Origin of the sequence: Mycobacterium sp. E1214 (assembly GCF_001666755.1) — a bacterium.
GTDB lineage: Bacteria > Actinomycetota > Actinomycetes > Mycobacteriales > Mycobacteriaceae > Mycobacterium.
In genome coordinates, this window is record NZ_LZJC01000162.1 from 40,505 (window position 1) to 58,114 (window position 17,610).

15 protein-coding genes and 1 pseudogene are annotated in these 17,610 nt (G+C 69.0%); 7 read left to right on the forward strand and 9 right to left on the reverse strand.

Annotated features, from left to right (window positions below; translation table 11 throughout):
* Nucleotides 1-42 precede the first annotated feature (42 nt).
* Together groL and A5700_RS22580 are read left to right on the forward strand one after the other, a co-directional pair.
* Entirely contained in the window at nt 43-1,668 is a 1,626-nt protein-coding gene (groL, locus tag A5700_RS22575) for a chaperonin GroEL (protein WP_068073530.1), read from the forward strand.
* Between the two features lie 170 nt (nt 1,669-1,838).
* Nucleotides 1,839-2,663 (forward strand): SDR family oxidoreductase, encoded by an 825-nt coding sequence (locus tag A5700_RS22580; protein WP_068073532.1) that lies wholly within the window; start codon nt 1,839-1,841, stop codon nt 2,661-2,663.
* Here the strand turns inward: A5700_RS22580 and A5700_RS22585 are convergent.
* The 4 genes and pseudogenes from A5700_RS22585 to A5700_RS22600 form a co-directional block, all read right to left on the reverse strand.
* Nucleotides 2,652-3,212, reverse strand: coding sequence for a carboxymuconolactone decarboxylase family protein (locus A5700_RS22585; RefSeq protein WP_068073534.1), 561 nt, complete (start codon nt 3,210-3,212; stop codon nt 2,652-2,654). The genes A5700_RS22580 and A5700_RS22585 overlap by 12 nt on opposite strands.
* 48 nt (nt 3,213-3,260) lie before the next feature.
* On the reverse strand, nt 3,261-3,656 hold the full coding sequence (locus A5700_RS22590; protein ID WP_068073537.1) for a hypothetical protein: 396 nt from the start codon (nt 3,654-3,656) through the stop codon (nt 3,261-3,263).
* Between the two features lie 127 nt (nt 3,657-3,783).
* Nucleotides 3,784-4,320 (reverse strand): annotated as a pseudogene (locus tag A5700_RS22595) (PPE family protein); the annotation flags it as partial.
* 39 nt (nt 4,321-4,359) lie between these two features.
* Nucleotides 4,360-6,090: an amidohydrolase family protein gene (locus tag A5700_RS22600; RefSeq protein ID WP_068073539.1), complete on the reverse strand. Its 1,731-nt coding sequence runs from the start codon at nt 6,088-6,090 to the stop codon at nt 4,360-4,362.
* A gap of 47 nt (nt 6,091-6,137) precedes the next feature.
* On the opposite strand from A5700_RS22600, the gene A5700_RS22605 reads away from it, so the two are divergent.
* Nucleotides 6,138-6,650, forward strand: a complete 513-nt coding sequence (locus tag A5700_RS22605; RefSeq protein ID WP_068073541.1) for a mycothiol transferase — start codon at nt 6,138-6,140, stop codon at nt 6,648-6,650.
* Between the two features lie 9 nt (nt 6,651-6,659).
* Nucleotides 6,660-7,520 carry a hypothetical protein gene (locus tag A5700_RS22610; protein WP_068073542.1) on the forward strand — a complete coding sequence of 287 codons (861 nt, stop codon included), beginning with the start codon at nt 6,660-6,662 and terminating at the stop codon, nt 7,518-7,520.
* On the opposite strand, the gene A5700_RS22615 is transcribed toward A5700_RS22610, so the two are convergent.
* Entirely contained in the window at nt 7,517-9,250 is a 1,734-nt protein-coding gene (locus A5700_RS22615; protein WP_068073544.1) for a cytochrome c biogenesis protein DipZ, read from the reverse strand. The two genes, A5700_RS22610 and A5700_RS22615, sit on opposite strands and share 4 nt — an antisense overlap.
* Before the next feature lie 107 nt (nt 9,251-9,357).
* On the opposite strand from A5700_RS22615, the gene A5700_RS22620 reads away from it, so the two are divergent.
* From A5700_RS22620 to A5700_RS22630, 3 genes are read left to right on the forward strand one after another with little or no spacing between them, the layout of a single operon-like run.
* Nucleotides 9,358-10,044, forward strand: coding sequence for a TetR family transcriptional regulator (locus tag A5700_RS22620; RefSeq protein WP_156671382.1), 687 nt, complete (start codon nt 9,358-9,360; stop codon nt 10,042-10,044).
* A 34-nt stretch (nt 10,045-10,078) separates the two neighbouring features.
* A complete protein-coding gene (locus tag A5700_RS22625) occupies nt 10,079-10,627 on the forward strand; it encodes an MmpS family transport accessory protein (RefSeq protein WP_068073547.1) in 549 nt (182 codons plus the stop codon).
* A complete protein-coding gene (locus A5700_RS22630; RefSeq protein ID WP_068073548.1) occupies nt 10,624-13,554 on the forward strand; it encodes an RND family transporter in 2,931 nt (976 codons plus the stop codon). The genes A5700_RS22625 and A5700_RS22630 overlap by 4 nt, the downstream gene beginning before the upstream one ends.
* Before the next feature lie 146 nt (nt 13,555-13,700).
* Here A5700_RS22630 and A5700_RS22635 read toward each other — a convergent pair whose 3' ends face one another.
* Genes A5700_RS22635 through A5700_RS22650 form a run of 4 tightly spaced genes read right to left on the reverse strand, consistent with a single transcriptional unit; the run spans nt 13,701 to nt 17,596 of the window.
* Complete coding sequence (locus tag A5700_RS22635; RefSeq protein WP_068073550.1) at nt 13,701-14,147, reverse strand: DUF5078 domain-containing protein; 447 nt, start codon at nt 14,145-14,147, stop codon at nt 13,701-13,703.
* Between the two features lie 57 nt (nt 14,148-14,204).
* Entirely contained in the window at nt 14,205-15,128 is a 924-nt protein-coding gene (locus tag A5700_RS22640; RefSeq protein WP_068073552.1) for a crotonase/enoyl-CoA hydratase family protein, read from the reverse strand.
* Nucleotides 15,129-15,169: 41 nt separating this feature from the next.
* On the reverse strand, nt 15,170-15,481 hold the full coding sequence (locus A5700_RS22645; RefSeq protein ID WP_068073553.1) for a hypothetical protein: 312 nt from the start codon (nt 15,479-15,481) through the stop codon (nt 15,170-15,172).
* Nucleotides 15,482-15,490: 9 nt separating this feature from the next.
* Nucleotides 15,491-17,596, reverse strand: coding sequence for a prolyl oligopeptidase family protein (locus A5700_RS22650; protein WP_068073555.1), 2,106 nt, complete (start codon nt 17,594-17,596; stop codon nt 15,491-15,493).
* Nucleotides 17,597-17,610: the final 14 nt, after the last annotated feature.

Sequence of the window (17,610 nt, forward strand, 5' to 3'; positions counted from 1 at the left end):
GGCCAGAACGTGTCATCCCCAATCCGGAGGAATCACTTCGCAATGGCCAAGACAATTGCGTACGACGAAGAGGCCCGTCGCGGCCTCGAGCGCGGGCTCAACGCCCTCGCCGACGCGGTAAAGGTGACGTTGGGCCCCAAGGGTCGCAACGTCGTCCTGGAGAAGAAGTGGGGCGCCCCCACGATCACCAACGATGGTGTGTCCATCGCCAAGGAGATCGAGCTGGAGGACCCCTACGAGAAGATCGGCGCCGAGCTGGTCAAGGAAGTCGCCAAGAAGACCGACGACGTCGCCGGTGACGGCACCACGACCGCCACGGTGCTGGCGCAGGCGCTGGTCCGTGAGGGCCTGCGCAACGTCGCCGCCGGTGCCAACCCGCTGGGCCTGAAGCGCGGCATCGAGAAGGCCGTCGAGAAGGTCACCGAGACCCTGCTCAAGTCGGCCAAGGAGGTCGAGACCAAGGACCAGATCGCCGCCACCGCCGCGATCTCCGCGGGCGACCAGTCGATCGGCGACCTGATCGCCGAGGCGATGGACAAGGTCGGCAACGAGGGCGTCATCACCGTCGAGGAGTCCAACACCTTCGGCCTGCAGCTCGAGCTCACCGAGGGCATGCGGTTCGACAAGGGCTACATCTCGGGCTACTTCGTCACCGACGCCGAGCGGCAGGAAGCGGTCCTGGAGGACCCCTTCATCCTGCTGGTCAGCTCCAAGGTGTCGACGGTCAAGGACCTGCTCCCGCTGCTCGAGAAGGTCATCCAGGCCGGCAAGCCGCTGCTGATCATTGCCGAGGACGTCGAGGGTGAGGCCCTGAGCACCCTGGTCGTGAACAAGATCCGCGGCACCTTCAAGTCCGTCGCCGTCAAGGCTCCGGGCTTCGGCGACCGCCGCAAGGCGATGCTGCAGGACATGGCGATCCTCACCGGTGGTCAGGTGATCAGCGAAGAGGTCGGCCTGTCGCTGGAGAGCGCCGACGTGGCCCTGCTCGGCAAGGCCCGCAAGGTCGTCGTCACCAAGGACGAGACCACCATCGTCGAGGGCGCCGGTGACTCCGACGCCATCGCCGGGCGCGTGGCCCAGATCCGCGGCGAGATCGAGAACAGCGACTCCGACTACGACCGTGAGAAGCTGCAGGAGCGCCTGGCCAAGCTGGCCGGCGGTGTTGCGGTGATCAAGGCCGGCGCCGCCACCGAGGTGGAGCTCAAGGAGCGCAAGCACCGCATTGAGGACGCGGTGCGCAACGCCAAGGCCGCCGTCGAGGAGGGCATCGTCGCCGGTGGTGGCGTGGCCCTGCTGCACGCGGCGCCGTCGCTGGACGAGCTGAAGCTCTCCGGTGACGAGGCCACGGGCGCCAACATCGTCCGCGTGGCGCTGTCGGCTCCGCTCAAGCAGATCGCCTTCAACGGTGGTCTGGAGCCCGGCGTGGTCGCCGAGAAGGTCAGCAACTCGCCCGCCGGCACCGGCCTGAACGCCGCTACCGGTGAGTACGAGGACCTGCTCAAGGCCGGCGTGGCCGACCCGGTCAAGGTGACGCGTTCGGCGTTGCAGAACGCCGCGTCGATCGCCGCGCTGTTCCTGACGACCGAGGCCGTCGTCGCCGACAAGCCGGAGAAGGCGGCCGCACCCGCGGGCGACCCGACCGGTGGCATGGGCGGCATGGACTTCTAAGTCCCCAGCACGAGAAGGCCCGGCTTCCCTCGAGGAAGCCGGGCTTTTTCGTGTCTCGAGCGCCGAGCGTGAAGCTAGCCGCACGTTCGACGCCGAGCGTGAAGCTAGTTGCACGTTCGGCGCACTGTCCCACGAGGGCCCCCGCCCGACGCACCCGTACGCTGAGGCGCGTGGCCCTTCCGGAACCCTCGCCCACCAGCACCGCCGTCGTGACCGGCGCCTCGTCGGGCATCGGCGCCGACATCGCCCGCGAACTGGCCGACCGCGGCCACGGCCTCACCCTGGTCGCCCGCCGCGAAGACCGGCTACGCGAGCTCGCCGACGAACTGCGCACACGCGTCCGCGTCGAGGTGATCGCCTGCGACGTCGCCGATGCCGGCGCGCGGGCCGGCCTGTTCGACGAGGTCGGCCGCCGCGGGCTGACCGCCGACATCCTGGTCAACAACGCCGGCATCGGCACCATCGGCTCGGTCACCAAGACGCCCGTCGACGCCGAGGTCGCCCAGGTGCGGGTCAACGTCGAGGCCGTCGTCGACCTGACCACCCGCGCAGTGCAGCAGATGGTGCCGCGCGGCCGCGGCGCGATCCTCAACGTCGGCTCCACGGCGGGCTACCACCCCTTCCCGGGCCAGGCCTGTTACGCCGCCAGCAAGGCATTCGTGAGGACCTACACCGAAGGCCTGCGCGGCGAGCTCGCCGGCACCGGCGTCACCGTCGCCGTGCTCAACCCGGGGCCGGTGCGCACCGAGTTCCTGACCAGCGCGGGCATGGACGAGCGGGCCTTCGCCGACGCGTTCCCCAAAATCCTCTGGAAGCCGTCGCGGGAGGTGGCCCGCGCCGGGGTCGACGCCCTGGACCGCGACCGCGGCACGGTGATCGCGGGCCTGCCCAGCCAGCTCAGCACCCGGCTGTTTCAGTTCATGCCGCGCCGCGTGCTGCTGCCGCTGCTGAAGAACCAGCATCCGGCGTTGCGCAGGGACCGGTCAGCGAGCTGACGGCCACGGCCGCATCCAGCCCTCCACGGGCAGGGCCAACGCGTTGCACAGTGTGCAGATCGTGCGGTACCAGCCGACGGCCGTGAGCAGCTCGATGCGTTGCTCGTCGTCGAGGTCGCGGCCCAGCGCCGCCCACGTCGCCTCGGCCCACGACCCGGTGCGCTCGAGCTCGTCGACCGCCTCGATCAGCGTCCGCTCGGCGGGGCTCCAGTGCGGGTCGTCGGCGCCGCCGGTCACCAGCGCATCGCATTCGTCGTCGCTGACGCCGGCGATCGGCCCCCAGAACGCCGCCTGGCCGCCCCACTCGTAGGCGCAGCCCACCAGCGCGCAGGTGCGCAGGATCGCGATGGTCCGCGTCCGCGCGGGCAGCAGCGCCGCGACGTAGAGGGATTCGCCGAGCTTGCGCAGCCGGGATGCCAGCGCCGGATGGCGTTGCAGGCAGCGCACCAGCAGCAGCGGCTCGTAGGTGCGGTCCGGGTGGCCCCAGCTGTGGATGCTGGCGGCGTCTTCCTCGCTCCATGGCGGGGCGAGCGGCGCGATGCGACTCACGGATCAGACTGTACGGCCCGGTAAAGCCGGCTCCGGGGGCGTCGTCGTCTACTCGGGCACGGCGAACACGACGCAGTCGTGCAGGCAGCCCTTCGCGGCGTCGGGGGAGTCGGCGTCGCGGTGCAGCAGCGCGCGCGTCGGCGTCACCTCGAGGCGCACGGTGTCGCCGTCGGCCTCGGCCGTCTCGGCCCGGCCGTCCACGATCAGCGAGTAGCCGCCCGGGTCGGTCGGCGGCCACAGCAGGGTGACGTCGGCGCGACGCGCCAGGTTCGCCCGGGTGCGCCCTCCGATGCGCCCCACGTCGAGCGTCGCCTCCCGCAGCGCGGGCCGCACGGTCACGGTGTGGACGCGGCCGCCGTCGTCAACGGTGATCAGGTATGCGTACGGGTAGTCGGGAAGCGCCGCGGCCAGCGCTTTGAGGTCGACCTTCTTTTTCGCGCGCATGGTGGTCAGGATAGGCGCGCTACTCCGGGCCCGGGGGCGTCAGCAGCCCCGCGATCCGCGAGGTGAAGCTGCGGGCGACGGCGGCCGAACTGGCCTGCCGGGTCGCCGAGGTGCTGGTCGACTGGAAGCCCAGCGTCTGCAGCACCTCCTTCCACGGCGGCAGCTTCGCCACGGCCGCCGAGGCGTCGGCGTGGTAGCCGAACATCGCCGCCACGTCGGCGGCCCACATCTGCTCGTACGCCGCCTCGATGTCGGCGATCGCGGGGGTGTTCTGCCCGAGGTGATTGTTGGCCGCCAATGCCGACACCAACGCCCGGTTGGCGGCCACCACCGCCGGCTGCACCGTGGCGGCCAGCGCGTTTTCGAACGCGGTCGCGATGGCCGAGGCCTGGGTGGACACCTGCTCGGCCTGCGCGGCGGCGGTGCTCAACCAGCTGACGTACCGGCTGGCCACCGCCAGCATCGCCGACGACGACGCGCCCTGCCACGCACCGCTGGCGAGGTCGGAGGTGACCGAAGAAAATGACGATGCCGACGATGCCAGCTCACCGGCCAGCCCGTCCCACGCCGCCGCGGCAGCAAGCAGCGGCCCGGGGCCAGGACCGGAGAAAATAAGTGCCGAGTTGACTTCTGGCGGCAACCACGCAAAATGCGGGTTCGTCACGGACCTTAACTTAACTGGGATCAGGCGTTTTTCGTGGCGTTATCGCGAGTGTGTGGGGATGGGTTGGCGGCCGCGCACCAATTTGCCGGGGCGGGCGTCGGTGGGCACCCCGTTTTCGGCGATGATTTCCCCCGATACGACGGTCGCGACGTACCCGTCGGCGGTCTGGTCCAGGCGGCGCCCGCCCGCCGGAAGGTCGTAGGCGATCACCGGCTTGTGCAACCGCAGCCCCGCGTGATCGATCACGTTGAGGTCGGCCTTGAAGCCGACGGCGATGCGGCCGCGGTCGCCGAGCCCGGCCACCCGTGCCGGCACGGAGGTCAGCTCCCGCACGGCCTCGGCCACCGAGAACCGCCCGGCCCTGCGGTCGCGCGCCCAGTGGGTCAGGAAGAACGTGGAATAGCTGGCGTCGCAGATCATTCCGTAATGCGCCCCGCCGTCGCCCAGGCCCAGCACCACGTCGTCGCGGTGCAGCAATTCGCCGACGGTGTCCAGCGAGTTGCCCTGCAGGTTGCTCGTCGCGACCAGCAGCATGGCGCGGCCGTCGTCGTCGAGCAACCGGTCGTAGGCCTCCTCCATCGGATTCACCCCGCGCGCCCGGGCGCGCGCGCCGATGCTGTCCGCCGGGTCGGGCTCGTAATTGGGGTTGTCCCCCAACGGGTAGATCCAGTCCCACATCTGCGCGACGTAGAGGATCGGGTGCCCCTCGCCGGGCTTGTCGGCCAGGATCCGGGCGCGCACCTCGGGCTTGCGCATCTCGGCCACCCGCTCGGCGAGCGGCAGGTGCGCGATCTCGCGGTAGCTGGGGTAGAGCACGAACGGGTTCGCGGTCAGCTGCAACCCGATGATCAGCCCGATCGGGCGGGGCAACAGCTGGGCGGTGATGTCGCCGCCGGCGGCGTTCGCCTTCTCGATCATGGTGACGGCGTCCGGCCAGGTCGGGTCGCCGGAGTTGGCGACCACCAGGGTGAAGGTGAGCGGCAGGCCGACGTCCTCGGCGACGTCGAACACCGTCTGTAACACCGGCTGGTAGCCGCCGGCCGGGATGTCGGGCACGAACTGCAACAGGCCGCCGCCGCCGTCGACGACACCGCGGGCGATCTGCTCGATCTCCTCGCGGGCGGCGTCGTAGCTGGGGATCGGCGAGCCGCTCTCGGTCTTGTGGATGGTGAGCCGCGACGAGGCGAAACCGAGCGCCCCCACCTCGACGGCCTCCTTGGCGAGCGCGCGCATCTTGGCCAGGTCCTCGGCGGTGGCCGGCTCGCGGTTCGCGCCGCGCTGACCCATCACGTAGACCCGCAGCGGGGAGTGGGGCAGGTACGCCGCCACGTCGATGTCGCGCCGGCCGGAGTCGAGCGCATCCAGGTATTCGGGGAACGTCTCCCAGGTCCACGGCAGGCCGTCGGTCATCACGACGCCCGGGATGTCCTCCACGCCGGCCATCACGTCGACGAGGACGTCGTGATCCTCCTGCCGGCACGGCGCGAAACCGACCCCGCAGTTGCCCATCACCACCGTCGTCACGCCGTGGGCCGACGACGGCGTCAGGCGCTCCGACCAGATGGACTGGCCGTCGTAATGGGTGTGTAGGTCGACGAAGCCGGGCGTGACGAGCAGCCCGGTGGCGTCGATCTCGCGTTCGGCGGCCTCGCCGTTGACGTCGCCGACGGCGGCGATCACGCCATCGCGCACCCCGACGTCGCCGACGAACGGCTCACCGCCCAGCCCGTCGACGATGGTGCCATTGCGGATGACGAGGTCGTAAGCCATGGGAACAATCTACGACTGTGCCGGTCGCTCGTGCCAGGATCGCAAGTATGCCTACTACCGACGCGGCCACCCAGGAAATGTTGCGGGACTTGTTCACCCGGCTGATCGAGCATGTCGACGAAGTAACCGACGGTCTGACCGACGAGGTGTCGTACTACCGCCCGACTCCCACCGCCAACAGCATCGCCTGGCTGCTCTGGCACAGCGCGCGGGTGCAGGACCTGCAGCTGGCCGACGTGGCCGGTGTGGAACAGGTGTGGCTCCGCGACGGCTGGGTGGACCGCTTCGGCCTGGACCTGCCACGCAACGACACCGGGTACGGGCACGGCCCCGACGAGGTGGGCAAGGTGCGGGCGCCGGCGGAGTTGTTGAGCGGCTACTACCACGCGGTGCACAAGCTGACGCTGGAATACATCGCCAGCGTGACCGCCGAGGAGCTCGCGCGCGTCGTGGACACCAACTGGGACCCGCCGGTGACGGCCAGCGCCCGGCTGGTCAGCATCATCGACGACTGCGCGCAGCACCTCGGACAGGCCGCCTACGTGCGGGGCATTCAGTAGATTCGCAGCGTGCGATTCGCGGCCGCGTTGTCCAGGGCGGTGTTGTGGCTGGCCACCGCGCTGGCGTTGACGGTCGCGATACCCGCGGCCTGGCTTCAGCTCAACGTCGTCGACGCCGACGGTTACGCGGCACTGGCCCGACGCGCGGCAGCTGACCCGTCGCTGCAGTCCGCCATCGCGGCTGAACTCACCACGCGCGCAATGGGTCTCATCGCCGCGCACGGTGGATCGCAGTACCCGGTCGACGCCTCGCAGGTCCGCGACGCCGCCCGCGCCTTCACGGCGAGTCCGGCCTTCCCGCCGCTGTTCGCGCAGGCCAATCGCGAGGTGCACGGCTGGTTGTTCGGCGAGCCCGGGTCGGGCGGTGAGCAGTTGGCGATCGACGTCGCCCCGATGCTCAACGACAGCTCCATCCAACCGCTGCTGCGCCGCCACAACGTCGCCGTGCCGGCGAAATTGACCGTGCCGGTGACGGTTTCGTCGCCGTCGGTGCGGCAGGGGCGGCTCAGCCCGCTGGCCGACTGGGGACCGTGGCTGAGCGTGGGTGCGGTGGTGGTGGCCGGGGTCTGCGCGGCCCTGACGCTCCTTGCCGCGCGGCGCCGCGGCAAGGCGTTGAGCAGCCTGGGCGTGTGCGCGCTGCTGGTCGGCGCGGCCGGGTGGGCGGCCCTGGAGATCGTCGGGCGTCGCGTCGGCGCCGCGCTGAACCGCACGACCGGCGACGTGCGCCGCATCGCGGAGGTGATGGTCGGCACCGCCGAGGCCGGCGCGCATCACTGGCTGAACGTCACGCTGGTCGCGGGCGCGGCCCTGGCGGCGGCCGGTGTGCTGGTCGCGGTGCTCGCCGGCCTCGTCAGGAGTCCCGGCGGCTAGCCGAAGGTGAACGAGAACACCTGCAGACCCGGGCTGACCCGCATGTCGAGCTGGTCGCCGTGCGCTCCGGCGTCGGCGACGATGTGGTGCAGGGTGGGCGCCCCGCCGATCGGCGTCGTGGTGGTCTGCCCGTCTCGCGTCACGGTGAGGGTGCCGGTGCCCCCGACGACGGCGTAGACGTCCTTGGCGGTGTAGTTCAGCCGGATGGCGGCGTCGTCGCTGTCCGCGGTGGCGCCCTGGTCGTCGAGCTTCCAGCGGCCGTGCAGCGCGAACTTGTCGCCCGGCAGCGACGCCGGGTAGTCGAACGCCGCGGTGCCCGCCTTGTAGTCGCCGGTGCCGCCGTAGTTCGCGGCCCGCTCCACGCCCAGGTAGGTCTCCGGCGTCAGCCGGGTCTGTGGGGTGGTGTCAGGCGCGTGGGCCGGCGAGGGCAACTGGGTACCGGGATGGGCGTCGACCAGCAAATCGCGGATCAGTTTCTCGGTGCCGTCGTAGTCGCCTTCGCCGAACTTTGTGTGCCGCACTTGGCCGTTCGCGTCGATCAGGTACTCGGCCGGCCAGTACAGGTTGGAGAAGTTGTTCCATGTCGCATAGTCGTTGTCCAGCGCGACGGGATAGTCGATATGCAGCCCGGCGGCGCCGCTGTCCACGTTGGACAGGACTCGCTCGAACGCGTACTCGGGCGTGTGGACCCCGACGACGACGAAGCCGCTGTCGCGGTAGCGGTTGTACCAGTCGACCACGTGCGGGATGGCGCGCTGGCAATTGATGCACGAGTAGGCCCAGAAGTCGATCAGGACCACCTTGCCCCGCACCGCCGCCGGATCCAGCGGTTTGCCGTCCGGGGTGTTGAGCCATCCGGAGATGCCGGCGATAGCCGGTGCCGGTCCGCACTGCTGCAGCTGCGTGGCGCCGTCCATGCAATCGGTCAGCGCGCCGTTGACGCTGACCCCGCCCGCGCTCAGCTGCAGGCCGCTGGACCCGGGCGGCGGCGGCGTCGCCGGGCCGGAGTTCAGCGTGCGCTGGATGTCGTCGGCGCCGATCTTGTTTTGCATCGCCGTCGTGTAGTCGGGAACCGCGCGCTGCAGCATCGCCGGCAGGTTGAACACCAGCGCGACGGCCAGCAAGACCATCATGACGCCGCCGGCGATCTGGATCGCGCGTTGGCGGCGGCGGAACGCGGCGATGCGTTCCGCGACGCGCCGCCCCGCCAACGCGAACGCCAGCAGCGGCACCGCGTTGCCGAGCGCGAAGGTGCCAGTCAGCACCAGCGCGCCGGCCCCGATCGATTGCGTGCCGCCGGCGACCACGATCGCGGCGAGGACCGGGCCGGCGCAGGGCACATACAGCGCGCCCAGCGTCAGGCCCAGCCCGAAACCGTCTGTATTGGGCCCGATCTGACGCTGCGGCAGGTACGCGAACGGTCGTTCGATGAGGTGCTGCAGCGGCGGGAAGATCAACCCCAGGCCGATCAGCACCAGCACCACCAGGGCCGCCCACCTGATGGCGTCCTGCGGCAGGTGCAGCGCGGTCAGCAGCGCCGAGCCGATCAAGGTGGCCACCGAGAAGCTGCACACCAGACCCGCGATCACCAGGTACGGCCGGGCGGCCGAACTGATGCCGCGGGAGCTGCTCGCGCCGGATAACAGAATCACCGGCAGCACGGGCAGGATGCACGGCGAGATCCCGGTGATGAGGCCGCCGAGGAATCCGATCAACGCGATGGTCTGCATGGCTGCTTTCTGGATCGGCGGGTCATGCTCCTACCTTTACCCACTGGCGACGACCGCGCCGTCAGCCGTAACAAATCACGCGCTGTGCGTTATACAAATCACACAATGTGCGTTACGCTCGGCCGGTGGCGCAACTCACGTTCCAGCGCGCCCGCACCGAGGAGAAAAAGCGCCAACGTGCGGAGGCCCTCGTGGAGGCCGCGCGTTCGCTGGCGCTGGAAACGGGTGTCGCGTCGGTGACCCTGACCGCCGTCGCCAGCCGCGCCGGGATTCACTATTCGGCGGTGCGCCGTTACTTCACCTCGCACAAGGAAGTGCTGCTGCATCTGTCCGCCGAGGGGTGGGTGCGGTGGTCGAACACCGTGTCGGAGAGGCTCGCCGAGCCCGGCGCGAAGTCCCCGTCGCTGATCGCCCAGACGCTGGCCGACGCGCTGGCCGCGGACCCGCTGTTCTGTGACCTGTTGGCCAACCTGCACCTACACCTCGAACACGAGGTGGACGCCGAGCGGGTGGTCGAGGTGAAACGGATCAGCACCGCCGCCACGCTCTCGCTCGCCGACGCCATCGAGAGCGGGCTGCCGGAACTCGGCCGCTCGGGGGCGCTCGACATCCTGCTGGCCGCATACTCGTTGGCGGCCACGCTGTGGCAGGTCGCCAACCCGCCAGAACGCCTCACCGACGTTTACGCCGAGGAGCCGGAAGTGGTGCCGCCCGAGTGGAACTTGGATTTCGCCTCCGCTCTGACTCGCCTGCTGACCGCCACGTGCGTCGGCCTCATCACCGAGAAGCCATGAACACCACGACGTACCACAAGGACATGGAGCGCCCATGACGACCACTGAGCCAAGGACCGAGCCACTGCGCAGGCAGGGCTCCGCCGGCGGGGAGGGCGATGAGGCCGCCCCGCGGCGCGCCAGGAAGAAGGGGTTCTTCGCGCGCTTCTGGCTGGTGCTCACCATCGCCGCCGTCGTCGCGCTGTCGGGGTTCGTCGTCTACCGCTTGCACGGCGTCTTCGGCGTTCACCGCGGTTCCTTCGGGGGTGGCACCTCGGGCGAGGTCCTCGACCAGTTCAACGCCAAAACCATCACGCTCGAGGTCTGGGGCGCGCCGGGCAGCACGGCGACCATCAACTACCTCGACGAGAACTCCCACCCGCAGCAGGCGCTCAACGTGCCCTTGCCCTGGAGCAAAGTCTTGAGTTCAACGAAGCCCGGCATCCCGGCAAACCTGGTGGCCCAAGGCGACGGCAGCTGGATCGCCTGCCGATTCGTCGTCAACAACCACGACGGGCACGGTGACGTCATCAAGGCTCCGAATCAGTCGCCCCCCAACGAAACGGTGAACGCCTTCGTGTACTGCCTGGACAAGTCCGCATGAGCGAATCAGTCGAGGCTGCGCCGCGCGTCGAGCAGCCACTGATCCCGCCGTTCCTGCCGCGGATGATCCACCGGCTCGCGCTGCCGATCGTCCTGGTGTGGTTGGGCATCGTGTTCGTCACCAACACCGTGGCGCCGCAGCTGGAGGTCGTGTCCAAGAAGCATTCGGTGTCGCAGAGCCCCACGGACGCGGTGTCGTTCCAGTCGATGATGCGGGTTGGATCGACGTTCAAAGAGTTCAACTCCGACAGCTCCGCGATGATCCTGCTCGAGGGCGACAAGCCGCTGGGGGCCGACGCGCACCGCTACTACGACGAGATCGTCAAGCGACTCGAGCAGGACAAGAAGCACGTCCAGCACGTCCAGGACTTCTGGAGCGACCCGCTGACCGCCGCGGGTTCGCAAAGCCACGACCAGAAGGCCGCGTACGTCCAGGTGTACCTCGCCGGCAACATGGGCGGCGGGATGTCCGCCGAGTCCAGCGACGCCGTCCGCAAGATCGTGGACTCGGTGCCGGCGCCGCCGGGGATCAAGGCCTACGTCACCGGGGCGGCCCCGCTGTTCGCCGACCAGTCGCACGCGGGTGAGAAGGGCGTCGCGGTAGTCACCATGATCACCTTCCTGGTGATCGTGGTGATGCTGCTGTTCGTCTACCGCTCGATCGTCACCGTTTTGATCATGCTGTTGATGGTCTTCGTCGAGTTGGCCGCGGCCCGCGGTGTCGTCGCGACGCTCGGCAACTACGGCATCATGGGCCTGTCGACGTTCGCCAACAACATGCTCGTGCTGATGGCGATCGCGGCCGGAACGGACTACGCGATCTTCGTGGTCGGCCGCTACCACGAGGCCCGCGGTCTGGGCGAGACGCGCGAACAAGCGTTCTACACCATGTTCCACAGCACGGCCCACGTCGTGCTGGGGTCGGGGCTGACCATCGCCGGCGCGATGTACTGCCTGAGCTTCTGCCGGTTGCCCTACTTCTCGTCCCTGGGCGTCCCGTGCGCCGTCGGCATGCTGGTCGCGGTCCTCGCGGCCTTGACGCTGGCGCCGGCGGTCCTGACCGTGGCGTCGTTCTTCAAGCTGCTGGACCCGAAGCGCAAGCTGCAGACGCGGGGCTGGCGCCGCATCGGCACCGCCATCGTCCGGTGGCCCGCACCCGTTCTCGCGGTGACCATCGCCGCGGCCCTGGTCGGCCTGCTCGCGCTGCCCGGCTACAAGACGGACTACGACACCCGCCACTTCCTGCCGGCGGACACCCCGGCCAACATCGGCTATGCCGCCGCCGACCGGCACTTCGATCAGGCCCGGCTCAACCCCGAGCTGCTGATGATCGAGACCGACCACGACCTGCGCAACCCGGCCGACTTCATCGTCTTGGACAAGGTCGCCAAGGCGGTCTTCCACATCCCCGGCATCGGCCGGGTGCAGACCATCACCCGACCGTTGGGCACGCCGCTCGACCACAGCACCCTCGGGTTCCAGATGGGTGCGCAATCGGCCGGCCGGCTCCAGACCCAGCACTATCAGGAAGAGCAGGCGCAAAACCTGCTGAAGCAGGCGGACGAGCTCAAGAAGACGATGGCCACGCTGCACGAGCAGATGCAGGTCACCCAGGATCTGAGCAACACCACGCACGAGACCACCAGGCTCACCAAGGAAACCGTGCAGATCACCGAGGCGCTGCGCGACGACATCGCCAACTTCGACGACTTCTTCCGGCCGATCCGCAGCTTCTTCTACTGGGAGAAGCACTGTTACGACATCCCGGCGTGCTGGGCGCTGCGGTCGGTGTTCAACGCGCTCGACGGCATCGACCAGGTGGCGCAGAACATCGTGAACCTCAGCGCGAACCTGGACAAGCTGGATCAGATCCAGCCGAAGTTGGTGGCGCTGATCCCGCCGCAGATCGAGAGCCAGCAGCGCAACCTCGACACCGTGATGTCGAACTACGCGATCACCAACGGCCTCAACGACCAGGCGAAGGCGCAGGCCGACAACGCCACCGCCCAAGGCGACGCGTTCGACAAGGCCAAGAACGACGACACGTTCTACCTTCCGCCGGAGGCGTTCAAGAGCCCGGACTTCGCGCGGGGTCTCAAGCAGTTCATCTCGCCGGACGGGCACGCGGTCCGGTTGATCATCTCTCACGAGGGTGACCCGGCGACTCCGGAAGGCATCAGCCACATCGAACCGATCAAGCAGGCCGTGCACGAGGCGATCAAGGGCACGCCCTGGGAGGGCGCCAAGGTCTACCTCGGCGGCACCGCCGCGACGTACAAGGACATGCACGACGGTTCCGACATCGACCTGATCATCGCCGGCATCTCCGCAGCCACGCTGATCTTCATCATCATGTTGGTGATCACCCGAAGCGTCGTGGCGGCCTTCGTGATCGTCGGCACGGTGCTGTTGTCATTGGGCGCCTCGTTCGGCCTCTCGGTGCTGGTGTGGCAGTACATCCTGGGTATCAAGCTGCACTGGATGGTGCTGGCGATGGCGATCATCTTGCTGCTGGCGGTCGGCTCCGACTACAACCTGTTGTTGATCTCGCGGTTCAAGGAGGAAATCCACGCCGGGCTCAGAACCGGCACGATCCGCGCGATAGCCGGTTCCGGCTCGGTGGTGACGTCGGCCGGTTTGGTGTTCGCCGCCACCATGGCCACGTTCATGTTCAGCCCGCTGCTGGTGATGGCCCAGGTGGGCACGACGATCGCGCTGGGCCTGCTGTTCGACACCTTGATCGTGCGGTCGTTCATGACGCCGTCGCTGGCCGCCTTGCTCGGGCGCTGGTTCTGGTGGCCGCAGCACGTGCGTCCGCGGCCGGCCAGCACCATGCTGCGACCGTACGGGCCGCGACCCGCCGTGCGGGAGCTGCTGCTGAAGAACGTCGAGGAGCACCCGGCGGGCGGATTGGTGCAGCCGCGCTGATCGCCGCGGGCGGAGCTCTCGGCGCGTGCCCGGTGACGGCCGCCGGTCTGGCGGGCCGCCCGGCACGCCGCGCGACGGCTCAGGTGTAAAAAAATCGCCGGTAGCGGCGCCTTAGGCGCTGCTACCGGCGAGATAACTGTGGGGGCTCAGGCCCAGCTCCACACCGACATGTCGCCGGGCGGGTACTGGTTGCACACGTCGGTGGCCTTGGCCACCACGCCCTTGTTGTTGAAGAACAGCTTCATGTGGTTGACCCACGCGAAGGTCAGCGGGTCACCGTTGTAGAAGTTCTCCGAGTACTGCCTGCGGTCGGCCGGCGACATCGAGAAGAACCAGTGCACCTTGTCCTGGGTGGCCTGCTGCACGTTCGGGTGGTTGTTGTAGTCGATCATGTAGCGCTGGTAGTACACCGGGCTGGTGTCCCGCGCGGCCGCCATGTACTGCTCGGCGTCGCAGGTGGTGTTGATCATGCGACGGGGGACCGGGAAGTCCTCCGTGGAATCCGCTACCGCGGTCTTCGGGAACGTCACAGCGGCCACCCCGAGAGCGAGGAAAACCGCACCTGCACGCAAGCGAGAACTCAGCCGAGACATATTCAAACGGTAACACTTTTTGCACGGCGGTGAAGAAATTTGTAGCAGAGCTCATTATCACTTGCCATCAGGGACGATGACGTGCGACGGGTCCGGCCGCAGCTCCGGCGGGGCCTGGCTGTAATCGCCGAACGGCCCGTCGCGGCGCTCGATCGCCGCGCGCACGCCCTGGTCGCGCGCCGTGCGGATGAACTCGAGGGCGTCGGGGGTGTTGCGCATCAGCCCGTCGAGGATGCCGCCCAGCGTCTGCGTGGAGGCCAGGCCCATGTTCTCGTAGGCCTGGTTGACGATCAGCTTCTGCGCCCGCAACTGGGACAGCGGGATCTGCGCCAGCTCGGCCGCGATCTCGGCGACCCGGGCCTCCAGCCGCTCGAACGGCACCGCCTCGTTGATCAGCTCGATCTCGGCGGCCTGTACGCCGGTGAGCGGCCGGCCGGTCAGCGAGTGCCACTTTGCCTTGGCCAGGCTCAGCCGGTAGAGCCACATGCCGGTGAGATAGGCACCCCACATCCGCGCGTACGGGGTGCCGATCACGGCGTCCTCGCTCGCGATCACCAGGTCGGCGCACAGCGCGTAGTCGCTGGCCCCGCCGACGCACCAGCCGTGCACCTGAGCGATCACCGGCTTGGACGCCCGCCAGATCGCCATGAACTTGCTCGTGGGCGCAGTCTCGCGGGCGGTGACCATGGCGAAGTCCTTGCCGGGGTCCCACTGGCCGTCGGTCATCATGGCCTCGCCCCAGTGCTGAAATCCGCCGCCGAAGTCGTAACCACCGGAGAACGCCCGGCCGGCGCCGCGCAGCACGATGACCTTGATCGCCGGGTCCCGCTCCGCCAGGCCCACCGCCGCCTCGATCTCGTCGGGCATCGGCGGGACGATGGTGTTGAGCTGCTCCGGGCGGTTCAGCGTGATCGTGGCGACCGGTCCGGCCGTCGTGTACAGCAACGTCTGGAACTCGGGCGCGACGCCGGGCGATGTCATGGTCCCAGCGAAGCCGCTGGGCGCCGCGCTGTCCAGCAGCCTTACTCGTCGGGCTGCTGGTTTTCCGGCGACGAGGCGTAGATGCGGTCACCGATCTTGAGGTACGGCGTGGTCAGATAGGCCGAGACGGCGACGATCGCGGAGAAGATCACCGCCACGACCACCGCGTTGGGCCACAGCCTGCCGGTCCCGGCCGCGAAACTGACGATGCCGATCGCCGACGTCACCCAGTAGAACCGCCGGCCGGCGCGGCGGTGCTTGACGAAGCGGTACCGGGCCTGCGCCGCCCCGGCCAGGATGAAGATCAGCCCAGTGGCCAGCAGGGTCAGTTCGATGCGATCGGTCGCGGACACGTCGCGAGTCTATCGGCGCCGGTCGTCACTGCCAGGCGCGAGCATGCGCCACAGGAACGAGTAGGTCAGGGCGGACTTGAACGCGGCCTGTTCGTTGTCGGCCGCGCCGGCGTGGCCGCCCTCGATGTTCTCGTAGTAGTAGACCCGGTGGCCCGCCGCCTCGAGCGCCGCGGTCATCTTGCGGGCGTGCCCCGGGTGCACCCGGTCGTCGCGGGTGGAGGTCGTCATCAGCAGCGGCGGATAGCGTCGCGCCGATGAAATGTTCTGATAGGGCGAGTATTCGGAGATGAAGGCCCAGTCGTCCGGGTTGTCCGGATCGCCGTACTCGGCCATCCACGAGGCGCCGGCGAGCAACAGGTGGTAGCGCCTCATGTCCAGCAGCGGCACGCTGCACACCAGCGCGCCGAACAGCTCCGGGTACCGGGTCAGCATGATGCCCATCAGCAAGCCGCCGTTGCTGCCGCCCTGGGCGCCGAGTTGGTCGACGGTCGCGATGTTGCGGCTCACCAAATCCGTTGCCACGGCAGCGAAGTCCTCGGCCACCTTATGCCGGCCCTCCCGCATCGCCTGGGTGTGCCAGTTCGGCCCGTACTCGCCGCCGCCGCGGATGTTGGCCAGCACGTAGGTGCCGCCCCGGGCCAGCCACAACCGGCCGAGCACGCCGCTGTAGGCGGGGGTGTTCGCGTTCTCGAAGCCGCCGTAGCCGTAGAGCATGGTGGGCCCGGGGCCGGCCGCGTCGGTGGGCCGCACCACGAAGTAGGGAATCCTGGTCCCGTCGTCAGAGGTTGCGAAATGCTGTGCGACGGCCAGGTTTTCGGCGTCGAAAAAGGACGGCGCGGACTTGACCTGCTCGAGGGCTCCGTCGCCGGTGCCGCGCAGCAGGCGTGAGGGCGTGACGAATCCGCTGGAGTCGAGGAAGAACTCGTCACCGTCGTCGTCGGCGGTGACGACGACGGTGTTGGTCGCCTCCGGGATGCCGGCCAGCGGCTCACGTCGCCAGGGCGGCGGCGAAGCCGGGCGCTGCGGGTCGTCACGTGGTGGTGGCGTGACGATCTCGACCCGGCTGGCCACGTCGGCGAGGGTGACCATGAGCAGACGGTCGCGCGTCCACGCGTAATGATTCAACGCGGTGTGCTCGTCGGGCTCGAACACCACGCTCAATTGCGCTGTCCCGGCGAGAAACTCGTCGTAGTCCGCCGCCAGCAGGGACCCCGCGGCGTAGCTGGCGGATCCGAATAGCCAGTCGGTGCGCAGCTCGATCAGCAACCAGTTGCGGTGGACCGACACGCTGGCGTCGGTGGGCGCGTCGATGCGAATGAGCTCCGCGCCGCGCAACTCATAGACCTGCTCGTTCCAGAAGTCGACCGCCCGCGCCAGAAAGGTGCGTTCGAAACCCGGCGTGCGGTCCACCGACACCGCGACGCGCACGTCGGCGCGGTCGCCTTCGAAGACCGTCTCCGCGTCGGCCAGCGGCGTGCCCCGGTGCCACCGCTTGATCACCCGCGGGTAGCCCGACTCCGTCAGCGACCCGGCCCCGAAGTCGGTGCCCACGAACACCGTGTCGGGGTCGGCCCAGGTGATCTGCGACTTGGCCTCCGGCAGCGTGAACCCGCCGGCGACGAAATCCCGTGTCTGCATGTCGAATTCGCGCACGATCGAGGCGTCCGAGCCGCCGCGCGACAGGCCGACGAGCGCCCGCGTGTATTCCGGGGCGATGACCCCCGCCCCCGCCCACACCCACTTTTCGTCGTCGGCCCGGCCCAACGCGTCGACGTCGATCAGCACGTCCCAGTCGGGGGTTGCGGCGCGGTAGCTGTCCAGCGTGGTGCGCCGCCACAGGCCGCGGGGGTTGGTGGCGTCGCGCCAGAAGTTGTACAGGTAGTCCCCGCGGCGCACCACGTACGGAATGCGGGCGTCGGTGTCGAGGACCTCGAGCGCCTCGGCGCGCATCCGTTCGAATTCCTCGTCGCGGAATCGCGCCAGAGTGGGCTCGTTGCGCGCGCGCACCCAGTCCAGGGCCCGCTCGTCGGTGACCTCCTCGAGCCAGAGGTACGGGTCGTCGGGCGCGGCTACGCCGGGGGCGGCGTCGGGAGTCTCGGAGGAGAGCGAAGGCATGGGACCCATTGTGG

What these genes read in the sequence shown, in the direction of transcription:
- A5700_RS22640 (WP_068073552.1), bottom strand. Translation starts at nt 15,128, where the DNA reads ATGACATCGCCCGGCGTCGCGCCCGAGTTCCAGACGTTGCTGTACACG.
- A5700_RS22650 (WP_068073555.1), bottom strand. Translation starts at nt 17,596, where the DNA reads ATGCCTTCGCTCTCCTCCGAGACTCCCGACGCCGCCCCCGGCGTAGCC.
- A5700_RS22630 (WP_068073548.1), top strand. Translation starts at nt 10,624, where the DNA reads ATGAGCGAATCAGTCGAGGCTGCGCCGCGCGTCGAGCAGCCACTGATC.
- A5700_RS22625 (WP_068073547.1), top strand. Translation starts at nt 10,079, where the DNA reads ATGACGACCACTGAGCCAAGGACCGAGCCACTGCGCAGGCAGGGCTCC.
- A5700_RS22590 (WP_068073537.1), bottom strand. Translation starts at nt 3,656, where the DNA reads ATGCGCGCGAAAAAGAAGGTCGACCTCAAAGCGCTGGCCGCGGCGCTT.
- A5700_RS22615 (WP_068073544.1), bottom strand. Translation starts at nt 9,250, where the DNA reads ATGCAGACCATCGCGTTGATCGGATTCCTCGGCGGCCTCATCACCGGG.
- A5700_RS22635 (WP_068073550.1), bottom strand. Translation starts at nt 14,147, where the DNA reads ATGTCTCGGCTGAGTTCTCGCTTGCGTGCAGGTGCGGTTTTCCTCGCT.
- groL (WP_068073530.1), top strand. Translation starts at nt 43, where the DNA reads ATGGCCAAGACAATTGCGTACGACGAAGAGGCCCGTCGCGGCCTCGAG.
- A5700_RS22605 (WP_068073541.1), top strand. Translation starts at nt 6,138, where the DNA reads ATGCCTACTACCGACGCGGCCACCCAGGAAATGTTGCGGGACTTGTTC.
- A5700_RS22600 (WP_068073539.1), bottom strand. Translation starts at nt 6,090, where the DNA reads ATGGCTTACGACCTCGTCATCCGCAATGGCACCATCGTCGACGGGCTG.